This window comes from Pseudoalteromonas sp. SR44-5 (assembly GCF_014163675.1).
Classification (GTDB): domain Bacteria; phylum Pseudomonadota; class Gammaproteobacteria; order Enterobacterales; family Alteromonadaceae; genus Pseudoalteromonas; species Pseudoalteromonas rhizosphaerae.
Genome location: NZ_JACJDT010000031.1, coordinates 37,441 through 57,485 on the forward strand (window position 1 = coordinate 37,441; position 20,045 = coordinate 57,485).

19 protein-coding genes and 1 pseudogene are annotated in these 20,045 nt (G+C 39.7%); 6 read left to right on the forward strand and 14 right to left on the reverse strand.

Annotated features, from left to right (window positions below):
* Positions 1-942: 942 nt before the first annotated feature.
* Both H5154_RS15505 and H5154_RS15510 read right to left on the reverse strand, forming a co-directional pair.
* Complete coding sequence (locus tag H5154_RS15505) at positions 943-1,314, reverse strand: hypothetical protein (RefSeq protein ID WP_182718861.1); 372 nt, start codon at positions 1,312-1,314, stop codon at positions 943-945.
* A 338-nt stretch (positions 1,315-1,652) separates the two neighbouring features.
* A pseudogene (locus H5154_RS15510) lies at positions 1,653-1,865 on the reverse strand (hypothetical protein); the annotation flags it as partial.
* Between the two features lie 322 nt (positions 1,866-2,187).
* Here H5154_RS15510 and H5154_RS15515 point away from each other — a divergent pair.
* The gene (locus H5154_RS15515; protein WP_182718862.1) at positions 2,188-3,381 is read left to right on the forward strand and encodes an acetyl-CoA C-acyltransferase family protein; all 1,194 of its coding nucleotides are present in this window, start codon (positions 2,188-2,190) and stop codon (positions 3,379-3,381) included.
* Between the two features lie 258 nt (positions 3,382-3,639).
* Here the strand turns inward: H5154_RS15515 and H5154_RS15520 are convergent, their stop codons facing one another.
* From H5154_RS15520 to H5154_RS15545, 6 genes are all read right to left on the reverse strand, one after another.
* On the reverse strand, positions 3,640-3,948 hold the full coding sequence (locus tag H5154_RS15520) for a DUF6419 family natural product biosynthesis protein (protein ID WP_182718863.1): 309 nt from the start codon (positions 3,946-3,948) through the stop codon (positions 3,640-3,642).
* Between the two features lie 793 nt (positions 3,949-4,741).
* The gene (locus H5154_RS15525; RefSeq protein WP_182718878.1) at positions 4,742-5,320 is read right to left on the reverse strand and encodes a cold shock domain-containing protein; all 579 of its coding nucleotides are present in this window, start codon (positions 5,318-5,320) and stop codon (positions 4,742-4,744) included.
* A 114-nt stretch (positions 5,321-5,434) separates the two neighbouring features.
* Positions 5,435-5,668: a hypothetical protein gene (locus H5154_RS15530; protein WP_182718864.1), complete on the reverse strand. Its 234-nt coding sequence runs from the start codon at positions 5,666-5,668 to the stop codon at positions 5,435-5,437.
* A gap of 72 nt (positions 5,669-5,740) precedes the next feature.
* Positions 5,741-5,854 (reverse strand): cold shock domain-containing protein, encoded by a 114-nt coding sequence (locus tag H5154_RS15535; RefSeq protein WP_220493413.1) that lies wholly within the window; start codon positions 5,852-5,854, stop codon positions 5,741-5,743.
* A gap of 107 nt (positions 5,855-5,961) precedes the next feature.
* Positions 5,962-6,201, reverse strand: coding sequence for a hypothetical protein (locus tag H5154_RS15540; protein WP_182718866.1), 240 nt, complete (start codon positions 6,199-6,201; stop codon positions 5,962-5,964).
* Positions 6,202-6,746: 545 nt separating this feature from the next.
* Positions 6,747-7,049 (reverse strand): hypothetical protein, encoded by a 303-nt coding sequence (locus H5154_RS15545; protein ID WP_310736220.1) that lies wholly within the window; start codon positions 7,047-7,049, stop codon positions 6,747-6,749.
* A 420-nt stretch (positions 7,050-7,469) separates the two neighbouring features.
* Here H5154_RS15545 and gloA point away from each other — a divergent pair, with 420 nt between their 5' ends.
* Complete coding sequence (gene gloA / locus H5154_RS15550) at positions 7,470-7,997, forward strand: lactoylglutathione lyase (protein ID WP_182718867.1); 528 nt, start codon at positions 7,470-7,472, stop codon at positions 7,995-7,997.
* A gap of 73 nt (positions 7,998-8,070) precedes the next feature.
* Here gloA and htpX read toward each other — a convergent pair whose 3' ends face one another.
* The 5 genes from htpX to bioB all read right to left on the reverse strand — a co-directional run bounded on the left by htpX (position 8,071) and on the right by bioB (position 12,841).
* The gene (gene htpX, locus H5154_RS15555; RefSeq protein WP_064666216.1) at positions 8,071-8,934 is read right to left on the reverse strand and encodes a protease HtpX; all 864 of its coding nucleotides are present in this window, start codon (positions 8,932-8,934) and stop codon (positions 8,071-8,073) included.
* A 139-nt stretch (positions 8,935-9,073) separates the two neighbouring features.
* Positions 9,074-9,757: a dethiobiotin synthase gene (gene bioD, locus H5154_RS15560; protein WP_064666215.1), complete on the reverse strand. Its 684-nt coding sequence runs from the start codon at positions 9,755-9,757 to the stop codon at positions 9,074-9,076.
* A gap of 18 nt (positions 9,758-9,775) precedes the next feature.
* A complete protein-coding gene (locus tag H5154_RS15565; protein ID WP_182718868.1) occupies positions 9,776-10,594 on the reverse strand; it encodes a methyltransferase domain-containing protein in 819 nt (272 codons plus the stop codon).
* Positions 10,591-11,745 (reverse strand): 8-amino-7-oxononanoate synthase, encoded by a 1,155-nt coding sequence (locus tag H5154_RS15570; protein ID WP_182718869.1) that lies wholly within the window; start codon positions 11,743-11,745, stop codon positions 10,591-10,593. Before H5154_RS15570 ends, H5154_RS15565 begins: the two co-directional genes overlap by 4 nt.
* A gap of 55 nt (positions 11,746-11,800) precedes the next feature.
* Positions 11,801-12,841, reverse strand: a complete 1,041-nt coding sequence (gene bioB / locus H5154_RS15575; protein WP_182718870.1) for a biotin synthase BioB — start codon at positions 12,839-12,841, stop codon at positions 11,801-11,803.
* 95 nt (positions 12,842-12,936) lie between these two features.
* Between bioB and bioA the strand changes: the two genes are divergently transcribed.
* Positions 12,937-14,226, forward strand: a complete 1,290-nt coding sequence (bioA, locus tag H5154_RS15580; protein ID WP_182718871.1) for an adenosylmethionine--8-amino-7-oxononanoate transaminase — start codon at positions 12,937-12,939, stop codon at positions 14,224-14,226.
* A gap of 54 nt (positions 14,227-14,280) precedes the next feature.
* Here bioA and H5154_RS15585 read toward each other — a convergent pair whose 3' ends face one another.
* Positions 14,281-14,715 carry an AAA family ATPase gene (locus tag H5154_RS15585; protein WP_145233300.1) on the reverse strand — a complete coding sequence of 145 codons (435 nt, stop codon included), beginning with the start codon at positions 14,713-14,715 and terminating at the stop codon, positions 14,281-14,283.
* Between the two features lie 287 nt (positions 14,716-15,002).
* Between H5154_RS15585 and asnS the strand changes: the two genes are divergently transcribed.
* The 3 genes from asnS (at position 15,003) to H5154_RS15600 (ending at position 19,286) form a co-directional block, all read left to right on the forward strand.
* The gene (asnS, locus tag H5154_RS15590; RefSeq protein WP_182718872.1) at positions 15,003-16,400 is read left to right on the forward strand and encodes an asparagine--tRNA ligase; all 1,398 of its coding nucleotides are present in this window, start codon (positions 15,003-15,005) and stop codon (positions 16,398-16,400) included.
* Positions 16,401-16,569: 169 nt separating this feature from the next.
* Complete coding sequence (locus H5154_RS15595; RefSeq protein WP_182718873.1) at positions 16,570-18,111, forward strand: methyl-accepting chemotaxis protein; 1,542 nt, start codon at positions 16,570-16,572, stop codon at positions 18,109-18,111.
* A gap of 356 nt (positions 18,112-18,467) precedes the next feature.
* Entirely contained in the window at positions 18,468-19,286 is an 819-nt protein-coding gene (locus H5154_RS15600) for a HEPN domain-containing protein (RefSeq protein WP_182718874.1), read from the forward strand.
* Positions 19,287-20,045 lie beyond the last annotated feature (759 nt).

Genomic DNA, 20,045 nt, shown 5'->3' on the forward strand with positions numbered 1-20,045 from the left:
GCCTTGTTATCACTGTATTTATCTGTCGCTATAAATGGTCAGTAACTTAACACGACTAGTATTAACCACTAGCAATACCCACCATAACAATAAAATAGACACCCACTTTTAATAATCTCAGACTAAACATGATTTTTATCTGGTAATTTTACTGTGTCCCCTAACATGCTCTCAATTTATCATGCAAATAAACAACTCATGATAAAAAACCTAAATAACAAACACACTAAAAAGTGCATTATTGCAATGCGCAGCTTTTTGTTTGGTTGACGTTTTAAGCAAGTAGCTTTTCTATATTATGAGCAAGACAATAAAGTTGCCGCATAATGCAATGAAAGCATTACTTTCGTTTTTCCGTGTAAGGTCAATTTATTCATGCATTTTAAACTGTAATATTGCACAGTTTACTTACAAGCAAACAGGCTCAATACAGCCTAACCTTTTACCATTTCTTAAATAAAAAGCTGTCATAGCCCTATTGAGCTGTCTTTTTGAGCTTCATTCTGTCGATGTAACTTACTTGCAGTCTTCCAACGCTTATCGACTAACCGTGGGTTTAGAACACAAGATCCCCCGTTTAGTAATAATGTGTTACAGGCGACAGTGGTGCTTTTTATAAAAATAGTACGCACTAATTAGATACGCAGTTTAATCAAGTTGAAGGTTAGTGATCGACTCGCCATATCCATATAGTGTGGTATCACCAGTACCAAAAGTAGGCGCTTGGAAGCGAAAGCTCTTGTCAAAGCTCAAAAACAAAAGGCATTAACATTGCGCTAGGCAATGACTATTTAGCGTCACAAGGTTTAGTGTCATTGAGAGATATTTGGATCAATATTCATGATGGGAGATGATCCGCCCATTGCACTTGCTATTAATAAAAAGCGCATGATGAGCAGTCTGGGGCTTGATGTTAGAGACCCCCGGCTATCCGATTTGCTCTCACTCTTTAATCAACACCCATCGCGCGGTTTTAACCCACTTTTTTAAACAGGCAATTTCTTCCATACAGCGTAGTTCATTTAAAATCGACAAATACTGCTCTTCATTTGACGTATACATAAAAAATGCATCACCTTCGCTATCAAATTGAACAGATGCAAAATGTGTATTTGCTCTCACAACTTGCTCTATAGATGGGCCATTGCCGCTAAAACCGTAGGCATTAAACAACTCTGTGAATGATCGCTTATCATCCTTTAAATCAATTTCCACAGGGATCGTAATTGAAAAATAGGTCTCATCAGAATATATGATTGGAGGATAATATTCTGTAATGTCAGGGTTAGCCAGTGGACGAATCCAATAGAACACGAACAATACGAGTAAAATGCAAACTATAATTATTTTCAAAATTTTCATCCTTGAGAACTAACGCTGAGTTTTACGACAATTTTGATGCCGCGAAGCGGTGTAACAAGTAAAAATGACTCCCCCATTTTAAAATCACCTAAAAATAGCATCAAATAAGTTCAGATCAAATCAATTTACCGCCTAAAACTCATTCAAAATTACATTTACAATTATCTTGGGAAGCTTTTATTCTACAAATCCAAAATTACTGACATGCAAACCCTTGCCTTGGGGCAATATTTGACGTTTTAGCTGGGTATAAGTACTGGCCAGTAGTTTTTCGCTGTTGTTAACGTTGCTACATTTTGCTGGTTATTCATTACGGCGTTAGCACATATATAAATACAAAATGTCTTTGCGACTAAAGCAAGTAACTTGCCTTTCCCCCCTCTGCGATGTTCATAAGACTTTCCTGTAAAGCAGTCTTCACCACATAAAAATGCTCGGCGAACACAACGTGAAATACAGTGATAATACTTTGTAGCGGCACCATGATTATTTTTCACACTAATTAAAACTTAGTATTTAGCTTTGTAAAATGCAAAAATTAAGGTGAGTGTCTTACTTATTTATTATTTATAAATTAAACATTGGGTTATCGTTAAAATGAGAGCCCAACTAAATAAATTATTTTAAAATCTAGAAAAAGCCATATTACTTATCTATATGTTCAAATAAATTGATAGGCTTTATTAACAAACAGGATACGGCTGTTACTTTTGTTTATTGCTTAATTGTGTTTTGATGAATTACCTAAAATTTAGATCCCTTTGGTTCTTAAGTAGCTTCATTTATAACAAAGCGAATAAAGTTTAAAAATAAGAAGAGAAAATAATGACAAAACTTAATAACAATAGCGTAGTTATATTAAGCGCAGTTCGTACCGCTATCGGCAGCTTTGGTGGCAGCCTTAAACATTTCACGCCCGCCGAGCTAGGCACTCTATGTGCGAAAGAAGCACTAGCCAGAGCCAAGCTATCACCCAACCAAGTTGGCTCCACTGTAGTCGGTAAAGTAATTCATAACGGCCCTAAAGACGCATACCTTTCAAGAGTCATTGGGCTAGATGCGGGGTTACCTATTAGTAGTCACGCAGTAACTCTCAACCGATTATGTGGATCTGGTCTTGAAGCCATTATACAAGCAGTACAACAAATACAATTAGGTGATGTAGACGCAGCCCTTGCTGGCGGAGCTGAAAGCATGAGTAACTCAGCTTATACCCTCGAAAGTAATCGCTGGGGGCAAAAAATGGGCAATAGCATCATGCAAGATGAACTCACCTCCACATTACAAGACCCTTGGGATAATAACCCAATGGGAATAACCGCTGAAAACATTGCAGATAAATACACTATTAGCCGCGACCAGCAAGACGCTTACGCAGCTCAAAGTCATCACAACGCAGCAAAAGCGATTGCTGCAGGCCATTTTAAACAGCAAATACTCCCTATTGAAATCAAATCAAAAAGTGGCAGCCATATTTTTGATACTGACGAACACGTGCGAGCCGATACCACAACCGAGAAGCTCGCTACCTTAAAGCCCTACTTTAAAAAAGATGGAACCGTTACCGCAGCAAGCTCATCAGGTATAAACGATGGCGCAGCCATGTTGGTACTCATGTCTGAGCAAAAAGCGAATGAGCAAGGCTTAAAACCTCTTGGTCGATTAATAGGTTATGCCAGAGCGGGCGTTGATCCCTCGTTAATGGGCACCGGCCCAATTCCTGCGGTAAAACACGTATTTGAAAAAACAGGCTTAACCATTGATGATATGGATGTAATTGAGTCTAACGAAGCCTTTGCAGTACAAGCTCTGTGCGTTGCCAACGAGTTAAATTTCCCAGCGCATAAGGTAAACCCGAATGGCGGTGCAATTGCCTTAGGCCACCCTGTTGGCGCAACGGGCGCAATTTTATCAACTAAATGCTTGTACGAACTCAAACGAATTAATGGCAAATATGGGCTAGTCACAATGTGTATTGGCGGTGGGCAAGGCATTGCAGCCATTTTTGAAGCGCTTTGATTCTAAGTTTGTAACAACTATTTGATACCACATTAGGTTTAAACATAAGAGCTTTATTCACAAGGAGAACTAAGAGACGCTTTGCTGTTAGAGGAAACAAACAATGTGAAAGGCTATTTTTCTTCTCGTTTGCTCCTCTTTCATTTTTCTTTGTGCAAATAGCTCTTTAAAGGCTTTTTTCACAAAGGGAGCAAAGCGCTGCTACACCTTATTGCTTAATAAAAAAAAGCTTACCTCAAACCTCACCAAGTCATTCGTCTACAAAACGTGTTTTAAAGTTAACTTTCTTACGCCTAATAAAACACCACCAAATGAGATTGAAAATAATATCGGTAAAAACAGTAATGTATTAGTGTTGCCTATATCTGTAGCTGGGCTACCAATAACCGCCAGCGTATTAATTAACAGCAATATCAAACTTGATTGCAGGTAGCCCTTGTATCCAATAGCTCCTGCAAACAACAGCATAATAAATGATCCTGATATCGCAGGCGTAAAAGGTGCAGCGGCGAGTAACATGCAAACAAACGAAAATATGACAGCACAACCAATTATTATTTTAAACATAACATCCTCCATGGTGTTTAACAGTTAATTCAATATAGCTTAACTTAAAGCACCTTATCGTGCCTTTTTTCCACCAGCTATTTATAGCTGTATTATCAAAAATCGTATTCCACCTAACAGGTTTCAACTAACTTTTTGATTTATCAATAACCCCAATATAAAACTACTTATTTCCAAACTGCCGCTCACAGGGCTCGCCATCTCTATCTCCGTCCATTTCATTATTTTTAATTTTACAGCCGTTTTATCAGAGACAGAAAAAGCACAAATTCCGCCACACATAAATGCTATTTGAAAGCTAGATAGCGAAGAAAAACTAAATTGCAGAGAATACATGTACTGCCCTAATAACTGTACAAAGGTAGCCATGCCTAAAATAATCAAAAATGGACATACAACTAGCGTAAACCAAAACCAAATACGTTTAATGCCTTTTATATTTAATACAAAAAATCCTTTTCCTTAATTTAACTTAGAGATTAATTAGCTTGTAAGTCACCGGCATTTTAAAAGCAGCTTATAAGTTTGCCGTGTGAATTTGATGTCTGAAGTCAAGATTTGACCCCATTTGGTTTAAATGATCCTGATATCGCAGGCGTAAAAGGTGCGGCGGCGAGTAACATACAAACAAACGAAAATATAACAGCACATCCAATTATTACTTTAAACATAACAACCTCCATGGTAAATGGCTTTTAATCCACCAGCTATTTATAACTGTATTACTAAAAATCGTATTCCACTTAACAGGCATCAACTAATTTTTAGTTTATTAATAACCCCAATATAAAAACTACCTATTCCCAAACTGCCGTTCACAGGGCTCGCCATCTCCATCACCGTCCATTTTAGTATTGGGGCAATGTTGAATAAAAAATAACGCCTCTGCATAGGAAGTCATTTGGCTACAATGTTGGCGGCCATCACAACGAAATGTTGGTGGTGTTTTAGTAATTGAGTTTGAACTAGCGGGCATAAATGACTCTAAGTTAGCATTAGTCACTACTGGTGTTTGCTTGGTATTTAAAAAACCGGTTTTATACACACTAAAACCAATACTAAAAATAATACCAAGCGTTATAAGTTTCATTAACGGTGAGTTTTTACGTGACGTTTTACTTATTTTAACCGGCCTTGTAGAGGCTTTTATTTGTGGTTGTGCCAATACGCCCTCAATACGGCAATTTACAGCTTTGGTTTTACCGTTAGGCTCAGTCGCTACCTCAAAGTAAATAATGTCGCCCACTTTAGGTTTACGGCTCATATGTTTGAGCGATGAAATGTGTATAAAGGTATCGTGTTGCAGTGTGGTTGATTTAATAAAGCCAAAGCCTTTCTCGTCATTCCACGATTTTAATAATCCTTTGTTCATCCTTGGATCGTCCATTTAATAACTGTTAATTTTACATCCGTTTTAAAAGAGGCTTAAAACCAATCACATCTTGGCGAGCCCACCAACAACCTCTCTTTGTCCCTATTAACTAACTCATTTTGCAAAAAAGCGTATTTTTGCCTCTTTTAATGTGTTTAAAAATACAGAAAACGCACAAATTCCGCCACCCATAAACGCAATTTGAAAACTAGATAGCGAAGAAAAACTAAATTGCTGAGAATACATGTACTGCCCAAATGACTGAGCAAAGGTAGCCACACCTAAAATAATTAACAATGGGCACACAACTAGCGTAAACCAAAACCAAATACGTTTAATACCTTTCATAAAAAATCCTTTTATTTTAAATTTAACTTAGAGATTAATTAGCTTATAAGCTACCAGCATTTTAAAAGCCGCTTATAAGGTTGCTACATGAGTTTGATGTCTGAAGTCAAGATTTGACCCCATTTGGTTTTTAATAAAGCCAAAGCCTTTCTCTTCATTCCACGATTTTAATAATCCTTTGTTCATCCTTGAATCATCCATTTAATAGCTGTTAATTTTACACCCGTTTTAAAACAGGCTCAAAACCAAGCAAACCTAGCTAGCCCACCAACAAACGTACTTTTCCTTATTAACTAACTCATTTTGCAAAAAAGCGTATTTTTTGCTTCTTTTAATGTGTTTAAAAATACAGAAAACGCACAAATTCCGCCCCCCATAAACGCAATTTGAAAGCTTGATAGTGACGAGAAACTAAATTGCTGAGAATACATGTACTGCCCTAATAACTGTGCAAAGGTAGCCACGCCTAAAATAATCAACAATGGGCACACAACTAGCGTAAACCAAAACCAAATACGTTTAATACCTTTCATAATTAATACCTTCCATAAAAAATCTTTTTCCTTAATTTAACTCAGAAATTAATTAGCCAGTGAACCACCAGCATTTTATTTTAAAAACAGCTTATAAAATTGCCGCATGAATTTGATGTCTGAAGTCAAGATTTGACCCCATTTGGTTTTTTTAGATCACTATCAAAAACCTCAGTATATAGACTGTTCAATATCTGCTCTTCTGAGAAAAGCAAATTTAAGGAAACCTGAAACTCCCTTGCCTTCCCTTCTATGAGTCTGGTTACATCGTTGTATACCGGAGCATAATCTTCTAGAACCATCCGACGCATTATCGCTCGATGGACGGAGCTGTTTGCATTCTTCGCCCTTTCCTTTCTAGCACCAATAGTTTGCCTGTACCCGACCACAAATAGTATTAACGATACAAGTATTCCGAGTCCTGTCTGTAAGTAACCATCCATCGGCTAGATTCCTATATTATTCGTAACGCCCCAAGCAGGGGATTTTATGAGTATTTTTCAGCGAGTAAAATTCCCGCTGACTTGGTTTGTTATACATCCGCCTTACAACCTCTTTTGCCAACGAGTTGGGTAAACCCCTTTGAATACAATATTCATGAATTCATCTTTACTAATAAGTTCTTTCTTGAGTTTAAAGCCATAATAAATAGCGCCTGATACTAGACAAAATATATACAGCGAGACTGCCAAAGCCAATATACACAAAGCGAATGCGGCCGACATTAAACCACCACTATAGCTACGAATAGGCACATCAGCCTCAATACCTAAGCTGGAAGCTATTACAAAGAACAAGTTGTACGCAATGATAATTCCTAAGGTGCAACCAACAGAACCTACTTTCACAGTCTGCGAATAAAAATAAGGCTTTAACTTCCTCTGACTATTTATAGCTCGGATTAAAATGTGACGTACCTCAAGGATGTATAACAACTTTATCTACGACATCTGTCGCTTTATAAAACCGACAAATGTCTATATATTACATTGCATTTATCTTAGCCCTCAAATAAACATCTGTAAACAACTAGTTAGCTTCGGCTCATACTTCATAAATGCAGAAATACCCCAAAATGGTGGAGATCAGTAATATTAGATAAAACACCAACACTGTGCAAATAAACAGTATCGCTAAATATGCCATTTTTTTGCTTATAAAACATTCAGCTCACTGGCTGGTAATTTAGCTCGGTGGTTTTAATTTTTGCTGCTGTTGATTATGATGAGCGCACACCCTGCCTTTTTAAATCCATTAAGGATTATTTCATGTCTAGCTATAACGAATCTCCAGAGCAAATTACACAGGCCACTGAGGGCTATGTGATGCAGCAAACTATGTTGCGTATTAAAGATCCAAAACCGTCGCTGGCATTTTATGAAAACGTATTGGGCATGAAGTTGTTAGGTAAGTACGACTTTCCTGGTATGGAGTTTACCTTGTACTTTTTAGGCTATGAGCAAGATATGCCTAAAGGCGATGATAAACAAAAAACCCAGTGGGTGTTTCGCCGCCCTGCACTGATTGAGCTTACCCATAACTGGGGTACTGAAAACGACGACAGCTTTAGCGGTTATCACAGTGGTAATGAAGAACCAAAAGGCTTTGGCCATATTGGTATTAGCGTGCCAGATGTATATGCAGCGTGCGAACGCTTTGCTAAATACGATGTGGAGTTTGTAAAACAGCCAGATGGCGGCTCAATGAAAGGCCTTGCCTTTATTAAAGACCCAGACGGTTACTGGATTGAAATACTCTCGCCAGAGGGCATTACTGACATTATTCAATCGCAATAAAAAACATTAAACATAAAAAAGCCTGCAAATGCAGGCTTTTTGTTTACAAGTACTGTGAAAAACTTGAATTTTTTTAACGACGTAGTGCGTCTATTCGTGCGTCAAGCGGTGGGTGAGATGAAAACAACTCAGCCATGCCTTTACCACTGGCAATACCAAAGGCCATCATTGAGCCTTCTAATTGCGATGGGTGGTTTTGCTTTAATCGCTCAAGGGCTGAACGCATTTTATCTGCGCCTACCAACTGAGCTGCGCCGTTATCGGCTGCAAATTCACGTTTTCGGCTGTAATGGGCAACCACTATGCTTGCCAATACACCAAATAATACTTGGAATAACATATCGAATAAGAAGTAAGTCCAGCTGCTGCCGCCCTCTTCTTCATCGCTATTGATAAAGTTATCTACAATGCCAGCCAGCACTTTCGCGGCAAAAATAACAAAAGTATTAACCACACCTTGAATAAGCGTTAGCGTTACCATGTCGCCATTAGCAACATGCGATACTTCGTGCGCCAGTACGGCTTCTGCTTGATCTTGGCTCATGTTATGTAATAAACCCGTACTTACCGCCACCAACGAATTATTTTTACTTGGGCCGGTTGCAAAGGCGTTCATTTCTGGGCTGTCGTAAATCGCCACTTCTGGCATGTTAATGCCGGCTTTTTTAGCTTGAGCAGCCACAGTGTTTACCAGCCATTGTTCGGTTTCGGTACGAGGTTGGGTGATCACTTGCGCACCGGTTGATTTTTTTGCGATCCATTTCGACATAAATAACGAAATAAACGATCCACCAAAACCAAATACAGTCGCAATTAGTAAAATTCCGCCAAGGCTACGATGGCTTAAGCCCAGCGCACTCATTATGATTGAAAGCACCACACCTAATACCAACATAACCGCGAGGTTAGTTAATAAAAACAAAAATACACGTTTCATACGAGTTCTCCAAAAATAACATTTATTGCTGAGCGATTTACTATGTTTGATCGGCATTGAGCAATCACTGCGTTATGACACACTATGTCATAACGTCAGCGCTATTCTGTGACAAACTATGTCACAACACAAGGGTTATTTATGGATTTATTGATAATTTTTCAAGCAGGGTTTTATAAATTTGTAATTTAGGGGTTTGCTCTGTGTATGGGCTAATGGCAAGCAGTGGAAATGGTAAACGTGTTTTCAGTGAATCTAGGTTTGCTTGGTATTCATCCATAGTGGCATCAACTTGGTTAGCAATCCAGCCAATGCAATTAACACCCATACTTTGCATATGTGCTGCCGTGAGTAATGCATGATTTATACAGCCTAGTTTCATCCCGACCACTAATATTACTGGCAGTTGCTCTGCTTTTACCCAGTCGTATAAATACTCGTTATTATTAATAGGTAAAGCCCAACCACCCGCGCCTTCTGTTAACAGGTAATCTGCGCCTTGTTGCTTAACATGTTGATAAGCCATGCTCAGCTTTTCTACTGTTATGTTTATACCCGCTTGCTCTGCAGCTATGTGGGGAGCTATTGGCGGCGCAAATGCAAATGGGTTAATTATGTCGTATTTAGCGCTGACTGTGGCACTTTCCATTAGCATTAGCGCATCGGCGTTTACGAGCTGCTCAAACGCCATTTCACACCCAGAGGCAATCGGCTTAAAACCTATTGCGCGCTTTTTATGTTGTGCGAGTAACTTTAGCAGCAAACTGGTTACATGAGTTTTACCGGCGTCGGTATCGGTACCGGTAATAAAAAACTGGTTCATGGCATGGCCTTATTATTTTTACTGGGCTTTTTCTAATGATAACAATACTACATGGTAAGATACATGGGCTTTATTGTTTACAAGCGGATAGGCATCACAGACTTTTTTTAGTGCTGATTTAGTTAATAAACCACGACGACTTGTTGCATGATTTTGTGTGGTGGCACCAATGGCTTTAATCGATTTTATAGCCGCTAATGCACTGCTGTGTTGATCGGTATAAATGACTTTTTTTGAGGTATTGATCTTAAACCCTGCCTTTTCGACCGATTGGTTTATATTATTATGGCTTGCAAACTGATTAATATGATTATGTGAATCAAGCGCTGCAAAGGCGGTTTTTATCTCGTTTAATGACCCTGCAACAACCGTACAAATGTAAGCTTGCCCGCCTGGTTTTAATGCTTGGTAAAGCGAGTGCATTAAGGTTTCAAAATTAGCAGACCACTGCAGCGCAAAATTACTAAATAGCACATCAATACTATTAGCTTGCAGCGGTAAGTTATCCATATCGGCGCACAGTTTAGGGGTGTTTAAGGCACTGCTTTTTAGCATGTTAAAACTTAAATCTATGGCAACAACTTGGCCAAATAATGCCCTTAAAGCCTGAGTATTAACAAGCGGCCCTGCGCCTAGGTCAACACAGAGCTTTTTAGGGTTTGCACTAATGAGTTTAAATAAATCATTCGCCGCTTGTTTTTGCACATTAGCATGCAGGCTGTAACTGTTTGCTGCTTTTGAAAAGTTATGTGCTGTGGTTTTTTTTAAAGCCTGAGTAGCTAAATACACTGTAGTGGGGCTAAGTGGCTTAGTTTTAATTGCCTGCGGGCTTATCATGAAATGACCTTTTGTAAACTACCAACGAGTTGTTTTATATCGTCATGGGTGTGGGCTGCACTTAAGGTAATACGCAAACGCGAGGTATTGTGTAAAACAGTTGGCGGGCGAATAGCCGTTAGCCAAATGCCCTGCTGCTTTAGTTGCTCACTGGCTTTTAACGTTTGCTCAGCGCAGCCTAAAACAATCGGTTGAATCGCGGTGTTTGATTCCATTAACGCAATGTGCTGCTCTTTAGCTAGGCGTTTAAACAGCGCAATATTAGCATTTAATTTGGCTCGCCTGTCGTTGGCGTCTCTTATGCTGTTAATACGTGCCAAAGTATGAGCGGCAATAAACGGTGACATAGCGGTTGAGTAGGTATAATCACGATTAAACTGCAGCATGTAATCTATAAAATGCTGCGAACCTAATACGCACGCCCCACTACTCGCAACCGCTTTACCAAAGGTGATCACTAAAATATCGGGCAAGGTGTCGGCTGCAATTAAGGCTTCACAACTGCCAAGCCCCGATTTTCCTAAAACACCAAAACCATGGGCGTCGTCTATCATTAACCAGGCGTTATGCTGCTTTGCTAAGGTAAATAGCGCTTTAATTGGCGCGGTATCACCATCCATTGAGAACACACCTTCAGACACGATGAGCTTATTGCGCGCTTTTGATTTTTCTAGCCGTGAGCGTAAATGGTTTATATCGTTATGGTTAAAGCGTACTAACGCGGCGTTAGCGTGTAATGCGCCATCAATTAAACTGGCATGATTGAGTTTATCTTGAAAAATCGCACTGTGTTGCGCTGTCGCTTTATCTTGAAACAAGGCTTTAATAACACTGCTATTTGCGCTAAAGCCCGAATTAAACAACATGCCTGCCTCATAACCCAAAGCACTACATAAAGCTTGCTCAAGCGCTTGCTGTGGTTGTTGATAACCCGTTACTAATGCTGAGCTGTGGCTACCTAGTAATGGCGCGCTGGTTAACTCCACCGGCGAATCGCCAAACCCTAAATAATCGTTACTCGCAAAGTTAAGGTAGGTTTTATCATTAACCGTAATAGTACGCGCCGTTGCGCTTTGTACTACATAGCGTTTACGCAAGAGCTGCTGCGCTTTGCGTTCATCTAAATGGGTGTTTATAAATTCAAATGACATAAATGCTTTAACCTTCAACGCGATACTTTAAACCATTACCATAGTACTGAGCACTTTACGCTTCGTAAAACAATTCTGCGGTTGCTTTATCGGCCACTTGCGATGACAAAGACGCAGCAACGGCTTCATCAGAATAGTCTTCGGCTGTTTCAGGGTTCATCCCGAGCTTTTTAATTAATTGCATGTCGGCATCGGCTTCTGGATTTTCTGTTGTTAATAGTTTATCGCCATAAAATATAGAGTTTGCGCCTGCAAAAAAGCACATTGATTGCATTTGCTCATTCATCGCATTACGTCCTGCTGATAAACGTACATAACTGTGTGGCATCATAATACGTGCTGTGGCAATGGTACGAATAAACTCAAACTGATCTAAGTCATCAACATTTTCAAGCGGTGTCCCTTTTACCTTTACTAGCATATTAATTGGCACGCTTTCGGGCTGCTGGGGTAAATTAGCTAACTGCATTAATAACCCATAACGATCGCTTGCTTGCTCCCCCATACCCACAATACCGCCCGAGCAGACTTTCATACCAGCGTCTCGTACATTACCTATAGTATCAAGACGGTCTTGAAAGGTGCGAGTTGATATAATTTGCTCATAGTACTCAGGTGAGGTGTCGAGGTTGTGGTTATAGTAATCAAGCCCTGCACTGCGCAGTTCATGGGCTTTTTCGTTATTTAACATGCCTAAAGTCATACAGGTTTCAAGGCCAAGGGCTTTTACTTCTTTTACCATTTGCGAAATGTATGGCATGTCTCTGTCTTTTGGATCTGACCATGCGGCCCCCATACAAAAACGAGTGGCGCCTTTTTGTTTTGCTAACCGCGCTTGCTCTACCACTTTTTCTACTTCTAGCAGGCGTTCGCGCTCTAAATCAGTTTTATAATGCCCCGATTGCGGGCAATATTTACAGTCTTCTGGGCAAGCACCGGTTTTAATAGATAACAACGTAGAAATTTGTACTTCGTTTGGATTAAAATTAGCGCGATGAACAGAGGCGGCTTTAAACAATAAATCGTTAAATGGCATTTCAAATAAGGCTTTCACCTCACTGTGGGTCCAATCGTGTCGAACTGTTGCAAGCTCCATAATACTCTCTTTTATTTTTTGATCTTGGTGTTATTGGCTTAGAATACGTATTGCCGTACCATTGTCAACGAAGCTCACTTAGTTAAAGTTTACATATGAACATAAAACAAACAATAGACCTTGATTTTGATCGTCAGCACATTTGGCACCCCTACACATCAATGACTCAACCTATTCCGGTTTACCCCGTTACGCATGCAAATCACAATATTATTCACTTAGAAACGGGGGAGCAACTTATTGACGGTATGGCCTCATGGTGGAGTGCTATTCACGGCTATAATCATCCGGTTTTAAATGAAGCGATGCACGCCCAAATAAATAAAATGAGCCATGTAATGTTTGGTGGCATAACCCACCAGCCAGCAGTAGAGCTCTGTAAAAAGCTGGTTGCAATAACCCCGAGTAAGTTGCAAAAAGTATTTTTAGCCGACAGCGGCTCGGTAAGTGTTGAAGTGGCGATAAAAATGGCTTTGCAATATTGGCTTAGTCAAGGAGTAACCAGCAAACAAAAACTGATGACGCCTTATAAAGGCTATCATGGCGATACCTTCGCTGCGATGAGCGTATGTGATCCTATTAATTCTATGCACTCTTTATATCAAGGCTTTTTACCTGAGCATGTATTTGTGCCTGCACCAAAGACTCAGTTTGGACAACAGTTCGATAAACAAGAAGCACACCACCTTGCACAGTATTTCGAAGAACATCATCAGCATGTTGCAGCTTTTATCATCGAGCCAATTGTACAAAATGCAGGGGGAATGAACTTCTATCATCCTGAGTATTTAAGAACCGTGCGTGAACTATGCGATCGTTACGGTGTATTATTAATTTGTGATGAAATAGCCACAGGGTTTGGCCGCACAGGTAAGCTATTTGCCGTAGAACATGCTGATATTGAGCCAGATATTTTATGCATAGGTAAAGCACTCACAGGTGGCATGATGACGTTATCTGCAACATTAACCACAGATAAAATTGCCATTGGTATCAGCGAAGGTGAAGCTGGGGTATTAATGCATGGCCCAACATTTATGGGCAATCCATTGGCCTGCGCAGTGGCTTGTGCGAGTATTGATTTATTACTTGAGCAAGACTGGCAAGCACAAATAGCCCACCTAAACGATGCGCTGCAAGCATTACACCGTTGTAATGATCTTGAGCATGTTGTTGATGTAAGAACGTTAGGAGCAATTGGTGTGGTTGAACTCGATACTGTTATCGATGTAGCAAAGATACAAGCTTTCTTTGTTAGTAAAAATGTATGGATCCGCCCTTTTGGTAAGCTTATCTATTTAATGCCACCGTATATTAGTTGTTCAGGCGATATCACCACATTAGCTAACGCCATTTACGCCGCAATTGCCGGAAAACATTATTAGCATATCATCAAGACCCCAAATAATTACCCAACCTAATCGTAATTTGGGTAATTATTACCACTCAAACATATAAGCCATTTTGCTGATCATTTTCAGTGGAATGTTATGGCTATTACGTTTGGCGTACAGGTGTTGCATTGATTTGTCTTTTACTTCACCCACAATCACTTCTTTAACTTGGTAGCCTAGTGCAACAGCGGCTTGGCTATAAGCAATAAATTCCCATTTCTTGATGTTAGTATTATCAACAATAATAAGTGGGATTTCTTGCGCTAACGCATTTATAAAACGAGCTAAATTTAAATTGTGGTATTGCGACAGTTTGAACTTATCAAACTGATACTCCCCTTGCTCATTATAAAAATAATCATCGGTCGAACAAATTAAGTATTGGCTTTGATCGCCCGCTACCATTTCATCGGCTAGGTTTTGCGCATAATAAGACTTACCACACCCTGGTAAACCACGTAAAATAAAGACTTGTTTCATAATACCTATATGTTTAGCAAGTTAGTTTAAATATCGTAATTGCATATAATGCCACAAAACCCGTTTTTATCGCAGTGAAAATCGCCTTTAAATTTTGATCTAAGTTGTTTCTTATCACAAAAAATTAAAGTTCTAGGTTTTAAACGACAAAAAACCACAAAAATGCAAAAGAATAAGCAAAGAGTTACTTTTGAATGTTTTTTTATTTTACATTCAAAGGTAAGATACACCGTTCAAGTGCAATAGCGCACATATTAATGTAGGCAACTTATATCATTGGAGTGAAGATGAGCCACTTAGCGATTTCAGAGCTATTAAAAGGCAAGGTTGCGGTAGACAGCCAAGTAACAATTAAAGGCTGGATCCGTACACGCCGCGATTCAAAAGCAGGAATTTCATTTTTAGCCGTTCATGACGGTTCGTGTTTTGATCCTATTCAAGCGGTAGTACCTAATTCACTAAATAATTATGATGAAGTTACTAGCCTAACAGCCGGTTGCTCTGTGTCAGTTACTGGTGTTTTAGTACAATCAGCAGGCCAAGGTCAATCTTTCGAAATTCAAGCAAATAGCGTACAGGTACTTGGTTGGGTAGAAAACCCAGACTCATACCCAATGTCGGCAAAACGCCACAGCATTGAGTATTTACGTGAGCACGCTCACCTTCGCCCACGTACCAATATGATTGGTGCGGTAACACGTGTACGTAACTGTTTAGCGCAAGCTATTCACCGTTTCTACCATGAGCAAGGTTATTACTGGATCAGCACCCCTATCATCACCGCAAGTGACTGTGAAGGTGCAGGCGAAATGTTCCGCGTATCAACGCTTGATATGCAAAACTTGCCACGTACAGATAAAGGCGATGTTGATTACAGCGAAGACTTCTTCGGTAAAGAAGCATTCCTTACTGTATCAGGTCAGTTAAATGGTGAGACTTACGCCTCAGCGATGTCAAAAATTTATACTTTTGGCCCGACTTTCCGTGCAGAGAATTCAAATACTTCTCGCCACTTGGCAGAGTTTTGGATGGTCGAGCCAGAAGTTGCGTTTGCTGATTTAGAAGATATCGCCAAACTTGCTGAAAACATGCTTAAGTATGTGTTCAAAGCGGTGCTTGAAGAACGTCGTGATGATATGGAGTTTTTTGCTCAACGTGTTGAGAAAACAGCTATCACGCGCCTAGAAGAATTTGTTGAGAAAGATTTTGCACAAGTTGATTACACTGATGCAGTAGAAATTCTTAAAAGCTGTGGTAAGAAATTTGAATACGCCGTTGAATGGGGTGTTGACTTACAATCTGAGCACGAGCGTTACTTAGCAGAAGAGCACTTTAAAGCACCAGTGGTTATTAAAAACTACCCACGTGATATTAAAGCATTCTACATGCGCCAAAATGAAGACGGCAAAACCGTTGCTGCAATGGACGTTGTAGCACCAGGTATTGGCGAGATCATTGGTGGTTCACAGCGTGAAGAACGTCTTGATGTACTTGATGCACGTTTAGAAGAAATGGGCTTAAACAAAGAAGACTACAGCTGGTATCGCGACCTACGTAAATACGGTTCAGTACCACACTCTGGTTTTGGCTTAGGTTTCGAACGTTTAGTTGCCTATGTAACTGGTATGGGCAACGTACGTGACGTTATTGCCTTCCCACGTACCAAAGGCAGTGCAACTTACTAAAATGAGTTGATGCTCATTACTGCAATAGATTACTGCAAAAGCCAACCTTAGGGTTGGCTTTTTTGTTTGCTAAGTCAATCAGTCGACTTCCCTATTAGACCTTTTATTAATTGATTTTCTGTGCTTTATATTTAAGACTGAAAATTACAACTCAACAAAGGTCAATGGAATGAATTTAAAATCGCTATGCTATACACTCTTCGCTGTCAGTATTGGTTTTCTATATTACTTCGAGCAACTATCGATAGTCGCGGCGCTAATCATTGCAATTTTTACTGCTCTATTCGCTTTTACAGCCAAGTTAACTGACAAAAAACCAAACCCTGCGTCAGACATTAATAAACAGCCCCAACTCAGCAATGTTGCTCAAAACATCACAGTGGCAACCTCTCAAAATGCAATTGGTGCAGCAGAAGTCGGATTCTATGTAGATAGCCTAACTAAAGAGATTGATGGTTGTTACAGTGAAAGCGAATCGGTTAGCGCTGCAACACAGGCGTTATCCCATAACAGTAGTGAACTCACTAATAGTATCACCATCGTAAATGCAGCAATGTTGCAAACATCTCAGGCATCAACATCAGCAGAGCAACGCTTGCAAATAGCCACACAACAAATTGATTCGTTGTCTAACTCAATTACTAACGTCGCAAGTAAGTTAGATTTATTGTTAAAAAGTGCAACTGATATTCAAAGCATTACCCAAGTTATTCAAACCATTGCTGAGCAAACTAATTTACTGGCATTAAATGCCGCCATAGAAGCAGCACGAGCGGGTGAACAAGGCAGAGGCTTTGCTGTAGTTGCCGATGAAGTACGTAATCTTGCCAATAAAACCAATCAAGCCACTAAACAAATTGCACAGATGCTAACTGAGATCAATACTAATAGCGTGCAAACAAATGATGATATGAAACAGGTTTCTTTACAAAGTGATGAAGTGAAAACCGAACTCGAAAATGTTACCCAAGCATTTTTAACAATAAATCATGATATTACAGACTCATCATCAACCTTAGAAAACATGCAGCAAGCAGTATCTGCTTTTCAACAAGCAACCACACAAATAAATACCTCTGTATCAAGTATCAGCCACTTGCTAGCTGAAATAGCAACCAAAGGTAACTCAATTTCATCACAAGCAGCTATGTTATCGATAGGATCTGAAACCATCTTTAGAGAGCTCAGTAAAGTTGAACACAATGCCTTTTTTAAGCCTATACTCAATGCCGCAACAACGGCAAGCAATGCAATCGCGGTAAAATTTAATGAGTTGCTAGAAACGAAGCAATTAACTGAAAAGCAGTTGTTCTCACAAGAATATCAAGCAATTAAAAATACTAACCCCACAAAATATACAACACCATACGATACTTTAACCGATAAAATTTTACCGCCAATTCAAGAGCCTACCCTTGAAAATGACAAAATTCTTTTTGCTGGTGCCGTAGACAAAAAAGGTTACTTCCCTACCCACAATAAGCGCTACAGCCAGCCATTAACTGGCAATTACCAACAAGATTTAGTGAATAACCGCACTAAACGTATTTTCAACGATGCCACCGGCAGCCGCTGTGGTAGCCACACTGAGAGCTTTTTATTGCAAACCTATAAACGTGATACCGGTGAAATTTTACATGACCTATCAGTACCCATTTATGTAAATGGCAAACACTGGGGCGGTTTTAGAATTGGTTTTAAAAGTAGCTAAAAAGAAGCTGTAAGCCGTCAGCTGTAAGCGATAAGTATTAAAAACAGCGTTAAACGTATCATCGTAGGTTGTGGTTGAGAGCAACGAAACCCAACCTTAAAAATATTAAAGCTGAATAACAGCTTTGAGCAATTACCGGTCATTGAGATTGGCTAAATATAATAGTTAATTGATTGGTCAAACTGCTCTTTGTGTATATATTCATGATAATGAGCGACGCGCGCATATTGCTCTATTAAACTTCAGTTTAAAGCTTTAAAAAACTTAGTGGTAGTAATGCTTTAGGTTATTTGTTAAAACTATATTAAGTAGATAAATGAGCGTTCAGTCGGCAAAAGGCAAGGATTCGGGATTTGATGAATGAGAGAAAATTGAGCTACATATACAGTTTCAAGTGTAAAGACGATCTTGAACACTTCGAAAAGTTGCCAGAAACGATGCAGGCTGATATAGAAAAATACATTGTTAAAGTCATCACCGATTCTTTCGTTAAACCCGCCGATGAGGACTACGTAACTGCTCGATTTTTAGCGCAAAAAGGTATGTATCGTGCGTTCTTCTGGGCTGCGTCTCAAGCGCTCGAAAAATACTTAAAGGCTTTTCTCCTTATGAGGGGAATCGCTGTTAATGAAAAGCGGTTCCGTGGCCATCCCATTGTTGCCCTGCACCAAGAAGCCTGCTCAGTAGATAAGCAACTCTCAAGCGTTAAAACGAAACCTAATGAAGCAGTCAAGATTCATTCAGCTGTTTCTGAGTCAGTTGATATTTTCTCAGTATCAGATTTCATCAGTAATATTGAAGCTTATGGACATCCTGATAATCGTTATAACTCTTTCGGCGTCAATTTTAATTCTGGCTACTTGTTTGCGCTAGACAGCTATGTTTTCGGATTAAGGCAGTTGATTGGTGTGCCTTCGATACAAGAAAGCCTCAGAAAGATGGATCAAAGCCTTATTGAGGCATTTTACGAATACAACCCATGGTTTGAATCGACGAACATAGATTTCGTAGAAATCCCCAATGAAAATTTCATTATAAGTACCTCTATGGCAGTTACGACCTTGGATTTCCTCATTGGGACACATGCTCCACATGGGTCAAGATTCGTGCTTCAATGGCTTGGGAAAAAAATGAAATTACCTACGAAGGTGAGTCAGCATTTGAAGAAAGCTTAATAGGCTAGATGCGAGAAACGCCTAATCGGATAGCCGGAGGCCTCCAGCCCCTACACCACCCACCATGCGCTTTTCAATGGGCGGTTCATCTCCCGTAATGAATATTGATCCAAATATCTCTCAATGACACTAAACCTTGTAAAGTTAAGTAGTTATTGCCTAGCGCAATGTTAATTCCTTTTTTTGAGCTTCGACAAGGGCTTTCGCTTCCAAGCGCCTACTTTTGGTACTGGTGATACCACATGCTATGGCGAGTCGCTCACTAACACCCAATTTCATTAAACTGCGTACTTTGGGGCTATTCCTTTGGAAAGAGCGCCATTGCCGCCAGTAGCACATTATTACCCTACAGCGGCCGTTAGATCACATGACTTCGCTATTTTGTATTAGCTCGTCTTCCGCCTATGCCTCATATGATGTTTTTGTTCATCAGCTCGCACTTACTTTTATAAAGAATGCTAGCGGCTTCCTTCAGACTATCTCTCGCGATTTAGCCCTTGCCATTCGCGAGTGTCTATCGTTTAATAACAGTGTGCTATTTAAACGGTGATCTTCCTACAGAGGACTTTCACCTCATAAGTCAATGCCCATGCCGGGCGTACTGGAACTTAAACAGTTGGTTAGGTTCCGCTTGATGCGGCGATACGTAAATATGGAGTACGTGTGAAACATCTACTATTTTTATCTTTATCACTAATCTTAGCTGGTTGCGGAGTTACAGGTACAGCAAGTAAAACTGAGTTTCCATTGTTAACAAAC

Coding starts and splice junctions, on each gene's coding strand:
- H5154_RS15530 (WP_182718864.1), bottom strand. CDS start 5,668: ATGAAAGGTATTAAACGTATTTGGTTTTGGTTTACGCTAGTTGTGTGC.
- H5154_RS15525 (WP_182718878.1), bottom strand. CDS start 5,320: ATGAACAAAGGATTATTAAAATCGTGGAATGACGAGAAAGGCTTTGGC.
- bioD (WP_064666215.1), bottom strand. CDS start 9,757: ATGAACCAGTTTTTTATTACCGGTACCGATACCGACGCCGGTAAAACT.
- bioB (WP_182718870.1), bottom strand. CDS start 12,841: ATGGAGCTTGCAACAGTTCGACACGATTGGACCCACAGTGAGGTGAAA.
- H5154_RS15520 (WP_182718863.1), bottom strand. CDS start 3,948: ATGTTTAAAATAATAATTGGTTGTGCTGTCATATTTTCGTTTGTTTGC.
- H5154_RS15600 (WP_182718874.1), top strand. CDS start 18,468: ATGAATGAGAGAAAATTGAGCTACATATACAGTTTCAAGTGTAAAGAC.
- H5154_RS15540 (WP_182718866.1), bottom strand. CDS start 6,201: ATGAAAGGTATTAAACGTATTTGGTTTTGGTTTACGCTAGTTGTGTGC.
- H5154_RS15565 (WP_182718868.1), bottom strand. CDS start 10,594: ATGATAAGCCCGCAGGCAATTAAAACTAAGCCACTTAGCCCCACTACA.
- H5154_RS15515 (WP_182718862.1), top strand. CDS start 2,188: ATGACAAAACTTAATAACAATAGCGTAGTTATATTAAGCGCAGTTCGT.
- H5154_RS15535 (WP_220493413.1), bottom strand. CDS start 5,854: ATGAACAAAGGATTATTAAAATCGTGGAATGAAGAGAAAGGCTTTGGC.
- H5154_RS15570 (WP_182718869.1), bottom strand. CDS start 11,745: ATGTCATTTGAATTTATAAACACCCATTTAGATGAACGCAAAGCGCAG.
- htpX (WP_064666216.1), bottom strand. CDS start 8,934: ATGAAACGTGTATTTTTGTTTTTATTAACTAACCTCGCGGTTATGTTG.
- bioA (WP_182718871.1), top strand. CDS start 12,937: ATGAACATAAAACAAACAATAGACCTTGATTTTGATCGTCAGCACATT.
- H5154_RS15585 (WP_145233300.1), bottom strand. CDS start 14,715: ATGAAACAAGTCTTTATTTTACGTGGTTTACCAGGGTGTGGTAAGTCT.
- H5154_RS15595 (WP_182718873.1), top strand. CDS start 16,570: ATGAATTTAAAATCGCTATGCTATACACTCTTCGCTGTCAGTATTGGT.
- asnS (WP_182718872.1), top strand. CDS start 15,003: ATGAGCCACTTAGCGATTTCAGAGCTATTAAAAGGCAAGGTTGCGGTA.
- gloA (WP_182718867.1), top strand. CDS start 7,470: ATGTCTAGCTATAACGAATCTCCAGAGCAAATTACACAGGCCACTGAG.